19 protein-coding genes are annotated in these 18,749 nt (G+C 46.1%); 7 read left to right on the forward strand and 12 right to left on the reverse strand.

The features are described from left to right. Positions 1 to 48: 48 nt before the first annotated feature. Entirely contained in the window at positions 49 to 1,482 is a 1,434-nt protein-coding gene (locus tag ACTRWF_RS09520) for a YdgA family protein (protein WP_015068470.1), read from the forward strand. Positions 1,483 to 1,624: 142 nt separating this feature from the next. On the opposite strand, the gene ACTRWF_RS09525 is transcribed toward ACTRWF_RS09520, so the two are convergent. The 3 genes from ACTRWF_RS09525 to yrfG all read right to left on the reverse strand — a co-directional run bounded on the left by ACTRWF_RS09525 (position 1,625) and on the right by yrfG (position 4,616). Then, on the reverse strand, positions 1,625 to 3,013 hold the full coding sequence (locus ACTRWF_RS09525) for an NAD-dependent succinate-semialdehyde dehydrogenase (RefSeq protein ID WP_015068471.1): 1,389 nt from the start codon (positions 3,011 to 3,013) through the stop codon (positions 1,625 to 1,627). Positions 3,014 to 3,343: 330 nt separating this feature from the next. Further along, positions 3,344 to 3,889 (reverse strand): inosine/xanthosine triphosphatase, encoded by a 546-nt coding sequence (yjjX, locus tag ACTRWF_RS09530; protein ID WP_012520140.1) that lies wholly within the window; start codon positions 3,887 to 3,889, stop codon positions 3,344 to 3,346. A 13-nt stretch (positions 3,890 to 3,902) separates the two neighbouring features. Next, on the reverse strand, positions 3,903 to 4,616 hold the full coding sequence (yrfG, locus tag ACTRWF_RS09535) for a GMP/IMP nucleotidase (RefSeq protein ID WP_015068472.1): 714 nt from the start codon (positions 4,614 to 4,616) through the stop codon (positions 3,903 to 3,905). Positions 4,617 to 4,687: 71 nt separating this feature from the next. Here yrfG and nudE point away from each other — a divergent pair, with 71 nt between their 5' ends. The 3 genes from nudE to ACTRWF_RS09550 all read left to right on the forward strand — a co-directional run bounded on the left by nudE (position 4,688) and on the right by ACTRWF_RS09550 (position 6,811). Then, the gene (nudE, locus tag ACTRWF_RS09540) at positions 4,688 to 5,251 is read left to right on the forward strand and encodes an ADP compounds hydrolase NudE (protein WP_012520142.1); all 564 of its coding nucleotides are present in this window, start codon (positions 4,688 to 4,690) and stop codon (positions 5,249 to 5,251) included. Positions 5,252 to 5,253: 2 nt separating this feature from the next. Further along, positions 5,254 to 6,099 (forward strand): 3'(2'),5'-bisphosphate nucleotidase CysQ, encoded by an 846-nt coding sequence (cysQ, locus tag ACTRWF_RS09545; RefSeq protein ID WP_012520143.1) that lies wholly within the window; start codon positions 5,254 to 5,256, stop codon positions 6,097 to 6,099. A gap of 127 nt (positions 6,100 to 6,226) precedes the next feature. Then, positions 6,227 to 6,811: a YceI family protein gene (locus ACTRWF_RS09550; RefSeq protein WP_012520144.1), complete on the forward strand. Its 585-nt coding sequence runs from the start codon at positions 6,227 to 6,229 to the stop codon at positions 6,809 to 6,811. A gap of 146 nt (positions 6,812 to 6,957) precedes the next feature. Here the strand turns inward: ACTRWF_RS09550 and mdoH are convergent, their stop codons facing one another. Together mdoH and ACTRWF_RS09560 are read right to left on the reverse strand one after the other, a co-directional pair. Then, the gene (mdoH, locus tag ACTRWF_RS09555; RefSeq protein ID WP_015068474.1) at positions 6,958 to 8,952 is read right to left on the reverse strand and encodes a glucans biosynthesis glucosyltransferase MdoH; all 1,995 of its coding nucleotides are present in this window, start codon (positions 8,950 to 8,952) and stop codon (positions 6,958 to 6,960) included. Then, positions 8,933 to 10,564 carry a glucan biosynthesis protein G gene (locus ACTRWF_RS09560; RefSeq protein ID WP_015068475.1) on the reverse strand — a complete coding sequence of 544 codons (1,632 nt, stop codon included), beginning with the start codon at positions 10,562 to 10,564 and terminating at the stop codon, positions 8,933 to 8,935. Before ACTRWF_RS09560 ends, mdoH begins: the two co-directional genes overlap by 20 nt. Before the next feature lie 751 nt (positions 10,565 to 11,315). Here ACTRWF_RS09560 and ACTRWF_RS09565 point away from each other — a divergent pair. After that, on the forward strand, positions 11,316 to 11,870 hold the full coding sequence (locus ACTRWF_RS09565; RefSeq protein WP_020744530.1) for an outer membrane beta-barrel protein: 555 nt from the start codon (positions 11,316 to 11,318) through the stop codon (positions 11,868 to 11,870). A 54-nt stretch (positions 11,871 to 11,924) separates the two neighbouring features. Here ACTRWF_RS09565 and ACTRWF_RS09570 read toward each other — a convergent pair whose 3' ends face one another. Genes ACTRWF_RS09570 through ACTRWF_RS09585 form a run of 4 tightly spaced genes read right to left on the reverse strand, consistent with a single transcriptional unit; the run spans position 11,925 to position 15,705 of the window. Then, entirely contained in the window at positions 11,925 to 12,158 is a 234-nt protein-coding gene (locus ACTRWF_RS09570) for a YheU family protein (protein WP_012520148.1), read from the reverse strand. Between the two features lie 50 nt (positions 12,159 to 12,208). Then, on the reverse strand, positions 12,209 to 13,243 hold the full coding sequence (locus ACTRWF_RS09575) for a hydrolase (protein ID WP_012520149.1): 1,035 nt from the start codon (positions 13,241 to 13,243) through the stop codon (positions 12,209 to 12,211). Between the two features lie 19 nt (positions 13,244 to 13,262). Further along, entirely contained in the window at positions 13,263 to 13,766 is a 504-nt protein-coding gene (locus tag ACTRWF_RS09580; protein ID WP_020744531.1) for a TIGR02444 family protein, read from the reverse strand. Next, a complete protein-coding gene (locus ACTRWF_RS09585) occupies positions 13,753 to 15,705 on the reverse strand; it encodes an ATP-binding cassette domain-containing protein (RefSeq protein ID WP_012520151.1) in 1,953 nt (650 codons plus the stop codon). Before ACTRWF_RS09585 ends, ACTRWF_RS09580 begins: the two co-directional genes overlap by 14 nt. A gap of 118 nt (positions 15,706 to 15,823) precedes the next feature. On the opposite strand from ACTRWF_RS09585, the gene ACTRWF_RS09590 reads away from it, so the two are divergent. Beyond that, on the forward strand, positions 15,824 to 16,030 hold the full coding sequence (locus ACTRWF_RS09590; RefSeq protein WP_012520152.1) for a YheV family putative zinc ribbon protein: 207 nt from the start codon (positions 15,824 to 15,826) through the stop codon (positions 16,028 to 16,030). A 180-nt stretch (positions 16,031 to 16,210) separates the two neighbouring features. Further along, positions 16,211 to 17,320 carry a DUF748 domain-containing protein gene (locus ACTRWF_RS09595; RefSeq protein ID WP_012520153.1) on the forward strand — a complete coding sequence of 370 codons (1,110 nt, stop codon included), beginning with the start codon at positions 16,211 to 16,213 and terminating at the stop codon, positions 17,318 to 17,320. A gap of 62 nt (positions 17,321 to 17,382) precedes the next feature. Here ACTRWF_RS09595 and ACTRWF_RS09600 read toward each other — a convergent pair whose 3' ends face one another. Genes ACTRWF_RS09600 through ACTRWF_RS09610 form a run of 3 tightly spaced genes read right to left on the reverse strand, consistent with a single transcriptional unit; the run spans position 17,383 to position 18,748 of the window. Beyond that, a complete protein-coding gene (locus ACTRWF_RS09600) occupies positions 17,383 to 17,541 on the reverse strand; it encodes a hypothetical protein (protein WP_012520154.1) in 159 nt (52 codons plus the stop codon). 16 nt (positions 17,542 to 17,557) lie between these two features. Beyond that, on the reverse strand, positions 17,558 to 17,806 hold the full coding sequence (locus tag ACTRWF_RS09605; RefSeq protein ID WP_012520155.1) for a SlyX family protein: 249 nt from the start codon (positions 17,804 to 17,806) through the stop codon (positions 17,558 to 17,560). 9 nt (positions 17,807 to 17,815) lie between these two features. After that, entirely contained in the window at positions 17,816 to 18,748 is a 933-nt protein-coding gene (locus tag ACTRWF_RS09610; protein WP_012520156.1) for a WD40 repeat domain-containing protein, read from the reverse strand. Position 18,749: the final 1 nt, after the last annotated feature.

Raw genomic sequence — 18,749 nt, forward strand, 5'->3', positions numbered from 1 at the left:
CCCAAACGATCAGGGTCAACTGGAATACACTCAACAAAGGATTGTACAATGAACAAACCTCTTTTAGCCGGCGCAGGTATTACTTTAGTTGCGCTTGGTGTTGCCCCTTACTTTATTGGCTCTAGTGTTGAAGATAATATCAACGCAGCAGTAAACGAATTGAATGAACAAGCCGTCTACTCGGCCGAAGTACTTTCGTACGACAAAGGCTGGTTTTCGACAACAGCAGAAATCAAACTTGCTGTCGACTTTCAAGCGCTAGTCAATGCACAAAATGTCGATGCAGCTGAAATGCCTATTGAAGAAAACCCTAGCGTTACCGCTACCTTGGTTGCTCATCACGGCCCTGTATATTTTGGCGACGGTGTAGGATTAGGCCGCGTTCACTACACGGTGTTTATTGATGGCGACAAATTAAGAGAGTACGTTCAATGGGATGCGCAACAACCCATTTATCACAATGAAGGCGTGGTTGGTTTATTTGGTGGTCTCAGCTACGCAGATGTTATTCCAGCCCTTAGCGCAACCAATGAGGAAGAAGGTTTCACCCTGCTTTTCTCTGGCTATAAGGGTGAAGCTGCACCTGATGGCGACCAGACGTTATATACGTCTTTTGGTGAATCGCTAAGCATCAACGCTGATGAGTTCTCGATGAAATTATCCAATTTATCCATAGATGTAAGCTATGACGGCAGTATGGTAGAGGCCTTCAAGGGCGACCTGTTTGAATCGAAAGTCAAAGCACTTATCGAAAATATGGAAGTTACCGGCCTTGAAGCAGGAGAAACGGTAAAGCTTGAGAATATTGCCCTTGTAACAGACACCGAAATTGATGAAGACAGCAACACAGCCAATGTTTACGTGGAATACGCTATTGATAAGGTAACGGGGCCCGACCTTGAAGCCTCTGACATGGTGTTAGGTGTTGCCCTAAATAACTTAGACGTTGATTTCATCAAAGCTTACCAAGATTTTAGCAATACATCACTGCTCGTGCCCTCAGAAGAAGTCCCCGCCAAAATGATGGAATTTATTGAGGCTAACTTGCTTACTCAGCTTAAAGCAGAGCCTGAGCTTAACATTACCAAGCTTAAAGCAACCTTACCTGAAGGCTCGTTTAACGCCTACGCAAATACCAAGTTAGTTGGTATTGATGCGCTGCCAGGTACGATGGAAGATGTGGCTTATTGGGTAACACACTTACTGGCCGATGCACAAGTAACCGCCGACAAAGCCTTTGCGCAAAGCGTAGCGTCTGGCTACATGATGGGGCAGTTAATGGCAACGCCGCAAGCGCAAAATATGTCGGCAGAAGAGCTTGAAGCCGCTGTCGAGCAGCAAACCCCAATGGTTTTAAGCACCTTTGCTCAGCAAGGCTTGATAAAAGAAACCGAGAATGGTTACGAGACAAAATTAGTGCTTAAAGATGGCAAAGCCAGCGTTAACGGTACGCCTATTCCGCTACCATTTGCGCCTCAATAGCAAGTAACAACACAAAAGGCGCCAGACATGTGCAGTGTCACCCAATACAGCTAGCGCCAAATTCTAGCTTATTTAGCCTAAATAAAAAAACGGGCACGTAATACGTGCCCGTTTTTAATTCACGATATTAAATAGCTAATGACTATTCAGCAGCCTTCTCCGCTACCATAATGGTTTTAATGTTTACGAATTCACGCATACCATATCCACCGTGCTCACGACCATAGCCGCTATCTTTTACGCCACCAAAGGGTAGGTTAGGCTGGGCTAACGAGTAGCCGTTGATATTTACCATGCCCGTATCGAACTCGTCTTTAGCAAGTTCTACCGCTTTGTCAGTATCTGTACTAAAAATACCGCCGCCTAAACCATAGCGAGAGTCGTTCGCTACCTCCATGGCTTGCTTATCATCACGTGCGCGTATTAATGAGGCTACGGGACCGAAAAGTTCGTCATCGTATGCAGGCATACCAGAGGAGACGTCTTCAAGTACCGTTACCGGGTAGAAGTACCCATCCGAATCTGGGATCTCGCCACCTAACGTTAACGATGCACCGGCATCTAGCGACTTTTTCACTTGCTCATGAAGCTCATCACGTAAATCTTCTCTCGCCATTGGACCTAAGTCGGTATTCTCATCGGTGGGGTCGCCCACTTTAAGCTTTTTACACTTCGCGACGAATTTATCTCTAAATTCATCATATACGCTATCGACTACAACAAAGCGCTTCGCAGCAACACAAGTTTCGCCGTTATTGATCACACGACCTTGGATACACATCTCTACCGCATTATCGATATCTGCATCTTCAAGTACCACAAAGGCGTCGTTACTACCTAACTCCATTACGGTTTTCTTCGATAAACTGGCGGCTTCTTTTGCTACCTGTTTACCAACTTCATCACTACCGGTAAAAGTTACGCCACGAACATATTTGTGTTTTATTAAGTCACTGGCCGTACTGCCGTCTATAAGCAGCGACTGATAAACATTTTTCGGGAAACCCGCATCTTCATACATTTGTTGAATAGCCTGGGCCATACCAAATACATTCTGCGCGTGTTTAAGTACCGTTGTGTTACCCGCCATAATGTTCGACACACTGTAGCGAATAACTTGGTATAGCGGGAAATTCCAAGGCTGAATACCTAAGATAACGCCAATGGGTTGATAGGTAATAATAGCGCGACCACCTTCGAAGATACGGTGCTCATCTTCTAGCATTGATGCACCATGCTCGGCGGTATAACGACATATTTGTGCACATAATTGCACTTCTTGCTTACCCTGCGCCGTTACTTTCCCCATTTCTCGGGTCATTAAGCTTGCAAGGTCATCAATGCGTTCTTCCATTAAGTCAGCAAGGTTGTTTAGCAAATCGGCGCGGGTTTCAAATGATGTACGGCGCCAGTTCAAGTAAGCTTCTTGTGAACGTGTTACGGCTTGCTCTGCGTCCTCAGCTGACATCAAATGATAATGATCGATCTTTTCACCTGTAGCAGGGTTGTAGGTATTGATTGTCTCACTCATTGTCACTCTCCTTAATCCGTTTGGTCTAAAGATGGTGCAACTAAAAAGCCAAGGTGCCACAAAAGTTTTTAGTCAATATTTTCAATGGGTTAAGATTAAAAGCAAGTGTAACGCGTAAAAGATAAAGTAAAACTAATTGGAAAAGATTCCCTAACGCAGTAAAGATTTCAGAGCGAGTGCTCAGTATTTGAGGCTGATCACAATGTATTGCTTAAACCCAAGAAAAACTCACCATTATCGAAGATGTTAGTGAGTTTTCGGTGAATTCCAGCCTTTTTACTGTATCTAAAAGAAGTAACCCAGATTTACAATATTTTTATGAAAGGGAGGTTAGTCGGTATAAAGATCGGGAAAGTGGAACTTCGCCATAGCGAGGGTTAACGCGACTTCATAGACGCTTTGTCGCGTGGCGTGATTTAAGGTGAGAAGACCTATAGCTCCGCCTTTTTGTTTCACGTTGACCGTATCGAAAAGCTTATCCATTACTGCCCCTAGCTCTTCACCGCGCTGCAATGCCTGATACACACTAACGGGGATAGGCAGGCTGGCGCTTCTTGAAACCGACCAATGCCCCTCGTGATATATCGCTACATAAGCAAACGTTGCAGGGCCATCTTCGAAAACGTCGACACCGCCTTCAATCGCCACGTACCAAGCATCGGTTAACCCGCCTTGATGGTGTGCAAGCATGGCTTTAATACGATTGATGGCACCTAGGCGGGTTTCATCTTCATTCATAGGCTGGTCAGGTACGCCACTTGGCACTGCCACACCTTGTGCATCAAAATCATGCTCTAACGTGTCAGATAGAGTGTTGAGTGCCGCATTCACTTTTACCGGGTTTATCGACCCAACGTAAATTGTATCTGAGACCATTGGCTTTCGTCCTTCAAAAACGTGTTTTTGCGACATTAGTCACTGGATTTGCTTTGATATCTTCAAGCATCAAGCGATAGTCTCGCACTGCCGGGAATTCACTAATATTGCGATTAGGCAACGTGCTGTCTGGGTTATCTACTGCCAGTAAATGCTTAATACCGTAAGTCTTAGCTGCATTCAATATGGGAAGAGAGTCATCGACGAATAACGTGCGACTGGCGTCAAATTCAACCCGGGCTTGTAATCGCTCCCATAGCAGCTGAGATTCTTTTGTCACACCAAACTCATGGGTAGAAATTAAGTTATCAATGTGAGAATCAAGCTGAGTATGCTCAATTTTAAGCGCCAAACTATGAGGGTGAGCATTGGTGACCAGTACAACTTCTCTGCCCGATGCATGGAGCGCATCAAGGAATGGAATGGTGTCTTCGCGAAGTGCCAATAAATGGGCGAGTTCCCGTTTTAGCGGCATAAACTCGTTTTCTAAGTCGAGTGTCAGTGACTCGGCCCAATAATCGAGGCAATACCACTGAATTTGACCAAACACTGCCTCGTAGCGCTTAGACATTTCTTGCTGAGTTTGCGCCTCTGAAACCCCTCGTAATTCAGCCAGACGCTTTGGTAAATGATGCAACCAGAACTGATTGTCATAGTGAAGGTCCAACAGGGTACCGTCCATATCGAGTAGTACAGTGTCTATTTCATTCCAGGGCAGAAAGGGCAAGCGATTTTCCTTATAATGAAGTAAGCTAATAAATTGTATACAAGTATGATAACAAAGTTGTAGCGAGAGACATGCCGAAAATTGATCCGAACAAGCCGTTACCACACATTCATTCTCGTGAAATCGTAGCCCAAAGCAAGCTCTTTAGGGTAGAACGCCTAGACCTTGAGTTTTCTAATGGCGCCACCCGTGAATTCGAAAGAATGGCAGGGGGTAACCGGGGCGCTGTAATGATTGTGCCTATGCTAGATGAAAATACCATGGTTTTAATTCGCGAATATGCTGCGGGCACACATTCGTATCAACTTGGTTTCCCAAAGGGCCTTATTGACCCCGGCGAGACCGCTATTGAAGCTGCCAACCGCGAACTTCAAGAGGAAGCAGGATTTGCTGCTAACGATCTCATTGAACTTCACCAAGTGAGTATGGCCCCCACGTTTTTCAACGCCAATATGACCATTGTATTGGCGCGCGACTTGTATCCCAAACAACTTGAAGGCGATGAACCCGAGCCTCTTGAGGTGATTCATTGGCCTTTAGACGAAGCAGATGCTTTACTTGCTCGAGAAGACTTTATAGAAGCACGCTGTATTGCCGCGCTGTTTTTAGCTCAAAAGTGGTTTAAGGAACAATAAACATGCCCGATGACGCCCATGCCGACCTACTAGAACTTGCAAAGAAAATTGCCGTTGAAGCTGGTGAAGCCGTATTAGAAGTCTACGACAAAGGTGAGTTTGACGCTTACCAAAAAGAAGACGAGTCCCCTGTCACCAGCGCAGATTATTTGGCAAATGATATTATTAATAAGCGACTAAAAGCCGCTACACCTGATATCCCTATTCTTTCCGAAGAGAATAAACACGCAAGTTTAGAAGAGCGAAAGCATTGGCCACGTTATTGGCTTATAGACCCTATTGACGGTACACAAGAATTCATCGCCAGAAGCGGTGACTTTGCCGTTAATATTGCGTTAATTGAAAATAATGAGCCCACCATTGGGGTTATATTTTGGCCGCCAGGACAGTCTTTGTATTACGCCGAAAAAGGGAAGGGTGCATTTAAGTCTTCTCCTGATGGCGACCACCCCATAAAAGTACGCAAGCTAGACGACCCCAAAAGCAGCGTTGTTATGATTGCGATTAGTCGTCGTCAGTCTCGCGAAAAAGTGTTAAGTAGAATGTGCGCTAGGCGCGTATACCAAACACTACCGTTAGGCAGCTGTTCGCTGAAAGCCTGTTTCATTGCTGAAGGCAAAGCCGATGTATTTATGCGAATCGGCATTACCGGTGAATGGGACACAGGCGCATCTCAGTGCATAGTCTCTGAGGCAGGCGGTAGCATTGCCGCAGCTAACTTTGAACCGCTTACCTACAACCAGCGTCATTCGTTAGAGAACCCAGATTTTGTAGTAATGGGCGATCAACGGGTGCCGTGGCAAGACGTTGTCCAGTATGATGACTTCGTAAACCCACATACGCATTAGCACGTAACAAATTACATAGCGTAGCGTGCTAACCTACGTATAATAGCGTAGTAATGTTGCTGGGCCACATTACTCTGGTCGTGGTTAAATCAAGCCAGATGGAACCAATTTGTAAAAGGAGTAACCTATGATGACTACACGTATTCGCACGTTGTCGACAGCATTGCTCGCTTGTGGGCTAGCATTTCCCGCTGCAGCCGACTGGTCAATTGACAGCGAAACAAGTGTGCTGCATTTCTTATCTACGAAAAACGCACAAGTTACAGAAGTTCATAAGTTTGATAGCTTCAACGGCACCCTGTCTGATAGCGGTAAGTTAAGCGTTGCGGTAGATTTATCGTCTGTAAATACAGCGATTGATATTCGCAATCAGCGAATGCAAGACATGCTATTTAATGTATCAAAGTTTGCACAAGCAACATTTGAAGCTAACCTACCTGAGTCGATGATGAATCTGAAAGCAGGTGAAGTGGCAAACGGAAACGTTGATGGCATTTTAGTGCTTCACGGCAAGGCGGTCCCTACATCATTTTCAGTAACCGCAAGTAAGGTAGACGAAGGTACATTAACCGTATCAACTACCGCACCTACGCTTATTAAAGCCGAGTCATTTGGTCTCGCAGAGGGTGTCGCGGCACTTCAAAAGATTGCTGGCCTGAAGAGCATTACAACCACTGTACCTGTTACCTTCGCGGTAACGTTTGAACAATAGTAAGGTTGCAATGTGCGCAAAGAGGAACCTCGCGCCTTAAGGTAGCTTGAACACCTCGTGCTAATGCGCAACTGACCTCTTATTTCGTAAAGGTACAAAAAACCGCACTTTATGTGCGGTTTTTTAATTCTCGAAACAAAATCAACCTATTGGGTGTTATTAGAAAGCCTGTAACGCATAGGCAAGGGCTTTTCACTGAGCGTCTGTACCGGCATGTTCTGCCATGTATTTTCCGGTAAAGCAGGAACTTCAGCGTTATGCTGTGAAATAGCAAAGTAGTCCATGGCCACACGTAAACGCTTCAGGGCTTTGCATTCCTTTACCTCTTGGTCGATAACAAACACACCCCACCGACGCATTGCTAAGCCGAGCTTATCGCTACTGGTTAAACGAATAACCGGGGCTGCTAACACCATGCCTACCAATACCGGCAGCAGCCACATAAATAGCGATGGCGTGAAATAAAACGTGGTTACGCCCCACGCCACTGCTAGACAACTCATTATCTGCGTGTGCTTGATAGCTACCGTCCAAGGTACTTTGCGACCTTCCCGTTCTTGCGCTTCCCATTTAACTGAATGACCAACGAACACACTAATAACAAAGTAGCTGTGATAAAACATCATCAGCGGCGCAATGAGCACAGCCATTGTTAGCTCTAATGCCGCGCCTTTTATCAGCGCCCACGCGCCGCCAAACTCGCTGCGACGCTTCATGAGCGCAAGAGCAATACCCAAAAGTTTAGGTAGGAATAATAAGGCCGCCGTGCCCCACATGGTCACCATCATCATATCTTGGCGTGCCACCTGCCAGCTAGGGAATAATTGGTATTCAGACACGAAGAATTCCGGTACCGACGTAGCGCGAATAAGCGCATCTGCCGTGCCTAACGCCAGCATACAAAACAATATAAGCGAAGAAATGTAGGCAAAGGCACCAAACAAAAAATGCAGTCGGTTGGCCATTTTCAAGCCTTTCACGTTTAACAACCCTAGGTGCTGTATATTGCCCTGCACCCAACGGCGGTCGCGGATGGCGTAGTCGACAATATTGCTTGGCACTTCTTCATAACTGCCCGTGGTGTCGGTGAGCAAGTAAGCTTGCCAGCCTGCTCGGCGCAATAGCGCCGCCTCGACAAAGTCGTGGCTTAGAATTTCGCCGCCAAAGGGAGCGCGACCTTCAAGAGTAGGAAGCCCACAATGCTGCATAAATGGCGCTATACGTATAATGGCATTGTGCCCCCAATAGTTAGCACTGTCGGTTTGCCAAAATGACAACCCAGTGGCTAACATAGGGCTATATAAGTGCGCCGCGAACTGCACAAAGCGCCCGAAGAAGGTATTTTGACGTACCGGCATAGGAATAGTTTGAACAAGCGCCGTATCTGGGTTTTGCTCAATACGACGAGCAAGGTCCTGCATACGCTCCCCCGTCATTACGCTATCGGCGTCCAATACAATCATCGACTCATAGTTAGCACCCCAGCGCTCGCAAAATTCTTTAAGATTGCCTACTTTTCTATGCAGGTTCTTTTCTCGCCTGCGATAAAACACCTGGCTTGAATACCCACCAAGACGTTTTTTCAAACGTGTGAAGGCACGAAGCTCTGCATCCGTTTTCGCCATATCACGGGTGTCGCTTAGCATATAAAAATCAAACTGCGCGCTATTGTCGCTATCCATCAGTTCGCGAATACATGCTTCAAAACCCACCATAATGCGACGAGTATCTTCGTTGTATACCGGCATTACTACGGCGTGCTTTTGCCCAAGTGGTGTAGCGGAATCTGGCTGCGCTTGAATTCGGCGCAAGCTTAACGGGTCAATGTTGAAAAGCTGTAAGAAGAATCCAATAATCCCCGTCCAAAATGCCATACATAGCCAAGCAAACAGGGTTAACCCCAGTCCCAGCTGTGCAATTTCTAAATTGGTGAGGCCGTTAGGTAAAAATATTTCGTATAAACTCCAACCGGCCAGTGCCGTGCTTGGAATCACTAGCATTGCCATGATAAACAAACGCATATGCTCTCCTTTTAAGATGAAATGTGACCCGCGCTTTGCGGTGTCGCTTTTAACCTGAGGCGCGGCTTTAGCCCCGTTAGATAATGCTGTATCTGTGCGCTTAGTTTGGTTGATAGACATAATTCCACACCTCACTGACACGTTGCCCGTCTTGCTCGATATAAGCGCGCATATCAACCGTTTGCTTCTCGTTCGGTTTAACAAAGAAAGTAGCGCGCCATTCCTGTCCATCGGCTACGGGGTAAAGGCGCTGCTTAGAGATTGCGCCATTAGCGCCTTGAACCACTAGTTTCATAGATTTTTCATCAAAACTAAGAGACTGCGGTGCGCTGAAATCCACACTAAACTGACGGGTATTATTCAAACTGTCGTCTTTAAATTCGTCACCTGGCAGTACCGCTTTACCTTGGCGAGTGCGCACTACTGACGCCAGTTCGCTAACGAATGGGTTTTGCTCAACGGTTTTAAGATCGTAGGAAAAGTACAGCGACTCACCGGAATTAAAGGGCTTTTCAGGCGTCCAGAACGCCACAATGTTGTCGTGAATCTCAGATTTTGTAGGTATCTCGACGACTTCAAGACGACCTTTTTCAAAACCTTCTTGGGGGGTAACCCAAAGACCTGGACGTATGTGATAGTTAGCTTCTGCATCTAAGTAGTTATCCCACTCACCATCGCGCTGCAGCATACCGAAACCTTTGGGGTTCGTATCGCTAAGCGAGGTCACTTGAAGGCGAGCTGGATTTGTAAGGGGGCGCCAAATCTCTTCACCCGCGTGGGTAACCATAAGTACGCCATCGCTGTCGTGAACTTCCGGACGATAATCGTCGTGGCGCTTCTCTGTATTTTCACCGTACAGGAACATACTGGTGAACGGCGCGATGCCTAGCTTGCTCACATCATCTCGTGCGAACAACCAGCTTTCCACTTTAACACTGGTATCGATGTCGGGCTGAATGACAAACTTATAAGCGCCGGCTACCGACGGACTTTCTAAGCGCGCGTAAATAGTAATAGGTTTGCCTTCGCCAGGCTCGATAATCCAAAACTCGGTAAAGTGAGGAAACTCTTCCCCTTTCGCGAGTGCCGTATCGATAGCCAGCCCGCGGGCCGATATGCCATATACCTGATTTTTACCAACAAGGCGAAAATAGGAAGCACCTAAAAATACAGCAAACTCGTCTTTATACTCTTCATTTTTAAGTGGGTAGTGAACGCGAAAACCCGCAAAGCCCGACTTATCATCGGTCAACCCTGCCAACGCTGATGCTGAACCATCGTAGTTAAACATCTCACTGTTAAACGCAAGGCGCTCAGGTTTATTACTTTCGCCTATCGTATGAATGGTAACTGGGTATTCGTACAGAAACCCTGGGTGGAAAAATTGCAGCTCATAGTCGTTTTCACCGTGCCAAAGACTTTGTTCGGGTTTAAAGCGAATAGAACGATATGTTGTGTAGTCAATTTCTTTTAACTTGCTGTTTAGCCCATGATCGTCTTGCTCATAGCTCTGAGTGGCTGATTGACGAGCCGCATCAATAATAGATTGTAAAATTGGCGATGTTTTCTGTGGCTGATTGTCTTCATTAACCTCAACAGCCCCTGCCTGATGAAATGTCACTAACGCGATAACGCTGGTCATCGCCAAAAGAATGCGTGACAACCCTAGCTGTCGGGGCTTACTCGCACTCTTTTTTGAAACTTTATTAAAAATAAAAACTGGCTTAGCCATCCGTCCTCTCCTTATGAAAACAATGGTTGTCCAGGTGGCTATGTGGCTTTGGCTTGCTATCCGAGTTATCGAAAAAAATTAGCGTAAGTAATCAAATTAAAAGACTTTACCAAAGCGTTCGTGATTCAAACCACACGAGGAAAGGTGCTCTACTCCTTTCTTATTCACCCTATCGTTGTGAAGCAAACGCCCTGTCAAAACGGTAGGAGTGAAAATTGGACAACGCATAAGCACTTCAGCAAAAGCCGTTCCAATACGAAGAAGCGCTGCGTTACTTTATATTTTTCACAATACTTACAATGACTTACTTCTAATTTAATTGAGTTACAGCGGGTAACCTTGTTTTGTAAATATGTCGAGAGGGTTAGACAAAAGGTTAACTGTTGGTTTTTAGCGACACCTAGACGTGCCAACTTTTCCTCGCAGTATAAAAAAGATGCGACATATCATGAATTCAACGTTGTGACATTATTTAAGCGAAGTGAAAATTACGCATATTTATTAATGACATATAGGAAATTTACCGGCTGGTAACAGCACGCATTATCGGTGTTGGCAAAGGCCTTGCTACTCACCATGTTGATAATTAAATCGGACACGATTTCTTTACGGAGATAGAAACGGTGGCGTGAAGCATTGTTATGCCATCAACACAGTGACTTGTTAGCAGCACGTTATTTGCGCTTACTCTATGACACATGGGTATTGCGTAAGTAGAAGCAAGTAGCTGAACACATTAAGGAGTTATCACATGCGTAAAACAATCACACTTATCACGGCAGCACTTGCTGCAGCAACACTTCCTCTTTCAGCAATGGCTGACAAGCCTGACTGGCGTTACGTAGAAGGTGGTTACACCAAAATGGACTTTGACAACAACGAGTCTTTTGAGCCAGACGGCCTAACGGTTAATGGTAAATATCTTTTAAACAGCAACTGGTTCCTAAACGGTGAGTACAGTTTTTTCGAAGAAGGTAACTTTGACTTCGACATGCTTACGCTAGGTGCTGGCTATCGTTTACCCGTAAACGCAACAACTGACGCCTACTTTGGTGCTAACCTAGAGCGTATAGACGGTGACGTAAATGACGAAACGGGCTATAGCATTAATGCTGGCCTACGCTCAATGATTACAGAGCAAGTTGAGCTAGCCGGTGAAGTGGGTTACTACGACGTAGATGATGGAGAAGCATCATTTAGAGTAGGTGCAAATTATTACATTACGCCGCAATGGGCTGTGGGAGCTAACTACAGAGTGATTGATGACCTAGACATTATGCAGGTTACTGCACGATACGCGTTTTAAGCCTCCCTCTCCTCAGGTAGGTTGCCGGGTTGCTCGACCCGGCTTTTTTGGTATCTATTCTGTTTCGTCACTAGGCTGAATATCTTCCTTTCGCTTAATATCCACGCTTTCATGAAGTTCTGAATACACCAAAACCGCGTCACCTTGCTTCAATCTCTCTAACACTTGCTGCACCTTCACCTCTAGGGCAACCTCTTGTTCGCCATAGTCGGTGCCTTCACGCAGCACAAACGCTTCTGCCAAACTGTAAAGTGTATCGGCTTCTAGCGCATCTATTGGAATTATCATTCAGGCTCCTGAAAGTATGTTGTGTTTATCGTGTTTACACTATGTGGTATTTATCGGTTTAGATAGCCACAGGTGGTATTCACCGGCAGGGCTTCACTAACAAAGCGTTTCACGCGGTCATGCAGCCAAACCTTGGGATTTAATACAGAGCCCTGCATGAACCCTACGTGACCACCTCGCTCGCTAAGCTCTACCGTCACATTACGCGCAAGCTCTTCTTCTTGAGGCACAATTAGGTGGTTCATAAAGGGGTCGTCGATACTGTGCAGGACTAACGTAGGGCAGTGAATTGCGCTTAAAAAATGATAAGCACTGCATTTTTCATAGTAATCTTGAGCGTCTGCGAAACCGTGCAGTGGCGCGGTTATCTTCTCGTCAAACTGCGTAAAACTGGTTATCTCATGCACATCGCTTTTCGTTAACTGAATGAGCTTGCGATAGTCAATGTACTCCATCTTCTTAAGTAATGTGTTTTTCATGCTAGTAAGCAGATACTTTTGATAAACCCTAGAAAAGCCTTGGTTTATCGATTTAGCGCATTCAGACAGTTTTAGCGGAGAGGAGATGGCCACGGCCGCTTTTAGCCATTTTTGAGCTGGGTTTTCACCAAGTAATTTCAGCAGCATATTACCGCCTAGGGAAAATCCAATGGCGACTTTAGGAATACGTGGAAACTTATCGTGCAACCACGCCAAGAAGTAACTGGGATCTTCGGTTTCACCGCTGTGATAGGCCCGTGCTTTCAAATTTGGTACACCGCTACAGCCACGGTAATGCATCATTACCACCTGCCAGCCATTCACAGAGAGCTGCGCCATCATATCGTTAGCATAATGAGACTTAATACTGCCCTCTAGGCCGTGAAACATCACGACTATGCCTGAGGTTTCTTGCGGTTTGGGGCCCCAAGCGACGTCTACAAAGTCGTCATCGGGTAACGTTAAGCGCTCCATGTCGTAAGACAAAGGTAAACGCTTTTGAATAAAACGCGGCCAAATAGTCTGGATGTGACGGTTTTTCGCCCATCCCGGCACCTTAAAGCTGCTTTTTATTATTTTTCCATGCGATAGCGCTGATTTACTCATTGTTATTTCTTATTTTGTTTTACGATAGTTGTTTGATCACAAGGCTCACCAAACGTCGAGCCTCGCTATTGTCGCGAAGCGAGTAGGCATTAATTAACGCTGCGATAGATGCGTTAAATATATTTGAAGAAGATAGCTGCGCCTGCCCTAAGTATGTTACCGATTGCCCGTTAAACGATGTAACGATGTCGCGCTGCTGCGCTCGTTCAAGTTCAAGCTCTTCTTCTTTTAGCGCATCATAAACGGTTCTATCCCCCCCGTTATCAGGGTGTGCGGCTTTTCGTTTGGCTCTATGGGCTTGCAATGTTGAATCTGTCGGGGCCGCGGCCTCAATAACCGCCTTAAGCTGAGGCAAGTTTATAATGGTATTGTTCTCTAAGCACCAACATATCAGCAAGAGAATGTTAACATTCACCTTGTGATTGTCTTGCAGCAAAATAGCAAGCGGCGCCATGTCCCCTTTGGTATAGCGAGAAACGCTGTACGCCCAGAAAGCACTGGTCTCAAGATTAAGCGGTTGCATTGTCGTACTCTTCTCGTTTTAGCTCAATTTGCTCTTGCGCATCCAGCCACGCCATCTCTTCTTCTTCAAGCTGCTGTTTAAGCTGGGTTTGCTTGTCGAGCAAGGCCATTAGTTCGGCTTTTTTATCGTCGCTATAAAGCGTGGTATCTGCCAGCGCTTCTTCTACGTCTGCAAGTTGTGCACTGCACTTTTCCATGGCCTTTTCGTGTTTGTCGATGGCTTTTTTGAAAGGTGCTACCGTTTGCCTGAACTCAGCTTCACGGCGTTTTTCTTCTTTACGGTCTACTTTACGTTCTGGCTTACTCGGCTCACCAGAGGCTTGCTGTGCTTCGTCCTTGGCGTCGCTATTGGCTTTCGCCTTTTCTGCGGCTTGCTGCTTTAAGATCCAGTCGCGATAATCGTCTAAGTCGCCCTTGAAGGGTTCAACCTCTTTGCTATCAACAAGATAAAAATCTTCGCACACCGATGACAATAGGAAGCGGTCGTGCGACACAAGGACCATGGCGCCTTCAAAGCCCTGCAGCGCGATATTAAGGGCATGACGCATTTCTAAATCTAAATGGTTAGTGGGTTCATCGAGTAGCAACAAGTTAGGCTTTTGATAAACAATTAACGCCAGCACCAACCGGGCTTTTTCTCCACCCGACATGGGGGCTACAGGCGCTAAGGCCTCGTCACCATTGAAACCAAACCCGCCGAGGTAATCGCGAAGCTGTTGTTCTGTAGCTTTCTCGTCGATGCGCTGCAAATGCAAAAGGGGCGTGGCATTGGCATCTAGCGTTTCCAACTGATGCTGGGCAAAGTAGCCAATTTTTAGGCCTTTTGCCGTATTAAAAACACCTTGCTTAGGCGCATGCACGCCAGCAAGCAGTTTGATCAATGTAGACTTACCTTGCCCGTTGCGCCCTAAAAGCCCAATTCGACTCCCCGGCACCAAGTTAAGCTTTACCTGCTGCAACACAATATGCTCATCGTAACCCAGCTGAATTTTTTCCATTTGAACTAACGGGTTCGGAAGCGCGGTGGGCGGCGCGAATGAAAAACTAAACGGGCTTGCCATATGGGCAGGCAATAGCGTTTCCATTTTTTCTAACTGTTTAATTCGGCTTTGCGCTTGCTTCGCTTTACTCGCTTTGGCTTTAAACCGCGTAATAAAAGAGTTGAGGTGCGCAACCTTTTGCTGCTGCTTTTCATATTCAATGTTTTGCAGACGTATACGCTCGGCGCGCTGGGTTTCAAAAGACGAGTAGTTACCGGTATAAGTAACGAGCTTTTGTTGTTCAACACTGATAATTTGCGCCACTGTGTTGTCGATAAATGCCTTATCGTGTGATATCAACAGCAACGTGCCAGCATATCGCTGCAGCCATTTTTCAAGCCATATTACGGCGTCTAAATCTAAGTGGTTAGTAGGCTCATCCAGCAGCAGTAAGTCAGACGGACAAAGCAGCGCTTGGGCGAGGTTTAATCGCATACGCCAGCCACCAGAAAAATCGCTAACCGGTGCGTTCAGCTGCGCATTAGTGAACCCGAGGCCTGAAAGGATGGTCGCTGCGCGGGCTTCCACATCATAAGCCCCAGCTTGTTCGAGCTGCCCATGAATTTGGCCTATTTTCACACCATCACCACTCTCTTCAGCGGCTTCTAACTGGGCCTGTAAGTCACGTAAATGTTTATCACCGTCCACCACATAGTCGATGGCCGTACGCGTCGTTGCGGGGGTTTCCTGCGCCACGCTTACTATGCGCCAATCACTGGGTACGCTACAGTCGCCCGCATCCACACTCAGCTCGCTACGTAACAGTGCGAAAAGTGTAGATTTCCCGCAGCCATTACTGCCAATTAGCGCCACTTTATGGCCTGGAAACACCTGTGCCGACGCCTCTTCTAGCAGCATTTTACGACCGCGTAGTAGGGATACGTTTGAAAGCTTTATCATAAGCAACCTGTGATGGAACAAACTTGGCCGCGTATAATATCAAAAACTTAAGGCAAAAGCTGATCAACAGGCAGCATTTCAAGGTATAATATTGGCGAAATTCATCAAAGGTGTATGTATGTCAAAACGTGTAAAACGCCGGTTTGTGGCCGGAGCTACCTGCCCTAAATGCCAAGAGCTAGATACCATTTCGCTATACTTCGAAAATAATGTAGAGAAGCTTGAGTGTGTGGCGTGCGGCTATAACGAAGCGCAAACCGATGAAAAAGTAAGTGCAGCCACCCGTTCAAACGAAAACGTTATTGGTATTTTCAAGCCTCACTAACATTCCTACTCACCGCTAGGTAAAATTTACGTTTATTTAGTGCTATACCGCTTAACCCTTGCCGATATGAGCGTATAGCCGTTCCTCTTAAGACCACGCCAACCCTTAGCCTGCCGCTTTTCATCATGTAAAAGTGGCACAGGTATAGTTTTTGTATCCTTAGCCCCTAAGGAGTGAAATATGAAGCATGCTAAAAAACGGTTTTGTTATGTGGTAGCAGGGTTATTGCTCATGCTCATTGCGTTTAGGTTATATCTTCCATATGCCGCAGCCACATACATTAACACCACACTAAGCCAATCGAAGCAATACGACGGTCGAGTGGGCGACGTAGATTTGATGTTGTGGCGAGGCGCCTACAGCTTAGAGTATGTTTTGCTTTATAAGGCAAACGGGCAAATAGACAAGCCCTTGTTTAAAGCAGACTATGTGGAATTTACGCTGTCGTGGTCACAGCTTTTTAAAGGCGCTGCGGTAGGTAGAGTGGTTGTTAACTCCCCCGAAATTAATTTTGTAGACGGAAACTCGGAAGAAAAAAGCCAGTCGGGTAAAAACGAGAATTGGCTGTCTATCGCCGATCAACTGTTTCCGCTGCGGATAGACAAATTGACCATTAACCAAGGAAAAATTGCCTTTCATAATCCCGATACCTCTCCGGCTATCGACATTGCGCTGCACGACATTCAGCTTGAAGTGAACAACTTGGTCAATAGCGATGACTTATCAGACACCCGTGTAGCAACGGCCAAAGCCAAGGGACAAACGGCAGAGCAAGGTACAATTTCCTTAAACGCCAAGCTTAACCCGGCGACAGAAGCGCCTACGTTTGACCTAGATATACAAGCTGACAATGTTGGGCTGGTGAACTTTAAAAACCTGCTTGATACCTATGCGCCCTTTGATTTAGAAGCAGGGACCCTTACCCTTGCAGCCGAAGTGGCGTCTAACGAGGGGAAAGTAAAAGGCTATATCAAACCCATTTTGCATAATGTGGAAGTGTTTTCTTGGAAAGGCGATATTGAACGTGACGGCGACGGTTTTATTGAAGGCAGTATCGAAGCCATTTCCGCGTTTGTCACAGAGCTTTTTGAAAATCAAAGTGAAGATCAGATTGCTACACGCATTCCTATTGAAGGCGACCTATCAAACCCGGATACGCAAACATGGGACGCATTTACAGCAATATTGAAAAACGCATTTATTAAAGCGTTTAAAGGCGATGTGGAGGAAAGCGTAGAACTCGACAGACTGGAGTTAGACAGATTGGAAAACCCTAAGGGGTCCAATTAAAAACGCTGAGGGGAATTTCATCGGTTAGGGCTCTGCAAGAGCCCTAACCGCTTTAGATGGTACTATATGGTACAGCTATCACCACAATCGTTGGCACCGTCGCGCATGCCTTCAATTTCTTGGCTTTCCTGCTTGTCTTTTTCAGCCTGCTTCTCTGCTACTGACTGCTCCACTGAGTCAAAATCGATGCTGTCGAATGCATCCATATCAAAATCGCTCATAGCTTACTCTCTTAAATTAATAGTGCGGGGGCGGGGTTTCTTCCGACTGTTTAGCAATATTAGAAGGCTCTATACTTTTAACACGGTCTATTACGTGACTTACTTTAAACGCTAAGTCATCAAGCTGCTTTTGTTGTGAAGCCAGCGCTTCATTAAGTGCCTCGATAGTGTGCTCTTGAAAAGCTACTTTCATCTGTAACTCTTCAATATAGCTATTGGCGCTATCTATTTGCTGTTGTAGCTGCTCAGCGCTTTTATCTGTCATGTAAACTCTCTATCTCTCTCGTTGCCATTCTTCGGCAAGACCACTACTGCTAATAGATACTATATTATCATTGGGAAGGAAGGCGACGCCATAAACAACTGCGGTAGGTGGTGAAATAGACTCTCTTGAAGCAACTTGTATAGACTGCACCTGCTCACCGCTTTGCAAATCCCATAAGTACACCTTCCTTGCTGGCGACCCTGTAAGCAAAAATTGACCGTCTTTTGAAAACTCCACATCGGTGAAAATCTTTTGTCGTGAGGCGAATTTTAGCGAGGTAACGGGCTGCCCGGTTTGCACATTCCATACTTGCGACTTACTTTGACTATCCGCGGTAAAGGCAAAGCGCCCTTCGTCGTCTAGCGCAACTTTCGTCACGCGAGTAGGGTGAGTAAAAGTATGTATAATCTGCCCAGTATCGGTACTCCATAAATAAGCGATGTAGTCATTCCCACCAGTAAGGGCAAACTTTCCGTTAGGTGAAATGTCGATTGAATTGACTTTTTCTTGATGGCCAAAGAATTCAAGCCGACGAGAGGTGCGAGGTTCAAAGTACATCACTTTACCATTTGAGCGGGCCACCAAAATGCCGTTGCCGTTATTGGTAACCACTACGTCGCGAATAGACGATTCATCAATACGCCAAAAACCTTCAGGCTCGCCGGTTTCTAAGCTCCACAGAGCAAACGCTTCACGGTCGGCAGTCACTACATAACGCTTGTCTGCACTAATGTGCACCGACATAACTAAGTTATTGCCTTCCCCTTGATGACTCCAGTGGTAAAGCGGTTCGCTTTGCCCTATTCGCCATACATTCACCCCGTTATTTACGCCAGATACCACGGCCAAGGTGCCGTCGGTGGATATATCTGCCGCGTATGCGCCCTCTTCTACATGACGCCACTGCTGTATTGGCGTAGTATCAGGGATAGAGCATCCCATG

The sequence above is a fragment of the Alteromonas sp. G5_S2_22_S1 genome, assembly GCF_054968525.1.

What these genes read in the sequence shown, in the direction of transcription:
- ACTRWF_RS09520 (WP_015068470.1), top strand. Translation starts at nt 49, where the DNA reads ATGAACAAACCTCTTTTAGCCGGCGCAGGTATTACTTTAGTTGCGCTT.
- ACTRWF_RS09525 (WP_015068471.1), bottom strand. Translation starts at nt 3,013, where the DNA reads ATGAGTGAGACAATCAATACCTACAACCCTGCTACAGGTGAAAAGATC.
- yjjX (WP_012520140.1), bottom strand. Translation starts at nt 3,889, where the DNA reads ATGGTCTCAGATACAATTTACGTTGGGTCGATAAACCCGGTAAAAGTG.
- nudE (WP_012520142.1), top strand. Translation starts at nt 4,688, where the DNA reads ATGCCGAAAATTGATCCGAACAAGCCGTTACCACACATTCATTCTCGT.
- cysQ (WP_012520143.1), top strand. Translation starts at nt 5,254, where the DNA reads ATGCCCGATGACGCCCATGCCGACCTACTAGAACTTGCAAAGAAAATT.
- ACTRWF_RS09550 (WP_012520144.1), top strand. Translation starts at nt 6,227, where the DNA reads ATGATGACTACACGTATTCGCACGTTGTCGACAGCATTGCTCGCTTGT.
- mdoH (WP_015068474.1), bottom strand. Translation starts at nt 8,952, where the DNA reads ATGTCTATCAACCAAACTAAGCGCACAGATACAGCATTATCTAACGGG.
- ACTRWF_RS09560 (WP_015068475.1), bottom strand. Translation starts at nt 10,564, where the DNA reads ATGGCTAAGCCAGTTTTTATTTTTAATAAAGTTTCAAAAAAGAGTGCG.
- ACTRWF_RS09565 (WP_020744530.1), top strand. Translation starts at nt 11,316, where the DNA reads ATGCGTAAAACAATCACACTTATCACGGCAGCACTTGCTGCAGCAACA.
- ACTRWF_RS09570 (WP_012520148.1), bottom strand. Translation starts at nt 12,158, where the DNA reads ATGATAATTCCAATAGATGCGCTAGAAGCCGATACACTTTACAGTTTG.
- ACTRWF_RS09575 (WP_012520149.1), bottom strand. Translation starts at nt 13,243, where the DNA reads ATGAGTAAATCAGCGCTATCGCATGGAAAAATAATAAAAAGCAGCTTT.
- ACTRWF_RS09580 (WP_020744531.1), bottom strand. Translation starts at nt 13,766, where the DNA reads ATGCAACCGCTTAATCTTGAGACCAGTGCTTTCTGGGCGTACAGCGTT.
- ACTRWF_RS09585 (WP_012520151.1), bottom strand. Translation starts at nt 15,705, where the DNA reads ATGATAAAGCTTTCAAACGTATCCCTACTACGCGGTCGTAAAATGCTG.
- ACTRWF_RS09590 (WP_012520152.1), top strand. Translation starts at nt 15,824, where the DNA reads ATGTCAAAACGTGTAAAACGCCGGTTTGTGGCCGGAGCTACCTGCCCT.
- ACTRWF_RS09595 (WP_012520153.1), top strand. Translation starts at nt 16,211, where the DNA reads ATGAAGCATGCTAAAAAACGGTTTTGTTATGTGGTAGCAGGGTTATTG.
- ACTRWF_RS09600 (WP_012520154.1), bottom strand. Translation starts at nt 17,541, where the DNA reads ATGAGCGATTTTGATATGGATGCATTCGACAGCATCGATTTTGACTCA.
- ACTRWF_RS09605 (WP_012520155.1), bottom strand. Translation starts at nt 17,806, where the DNA reads ATGACAGATAAAAGCGCTGAGCAGCTACAACAGCAAATAGATAGCGCC.
- ACTRWF_RS09610 (WP_012520156.1), bottom strand. Translation starts at nt 18,748, where the DNA reads ATGGGATGCTCTATCCCTGATACTACGCCAATACAGCAGTGGCGTCAT.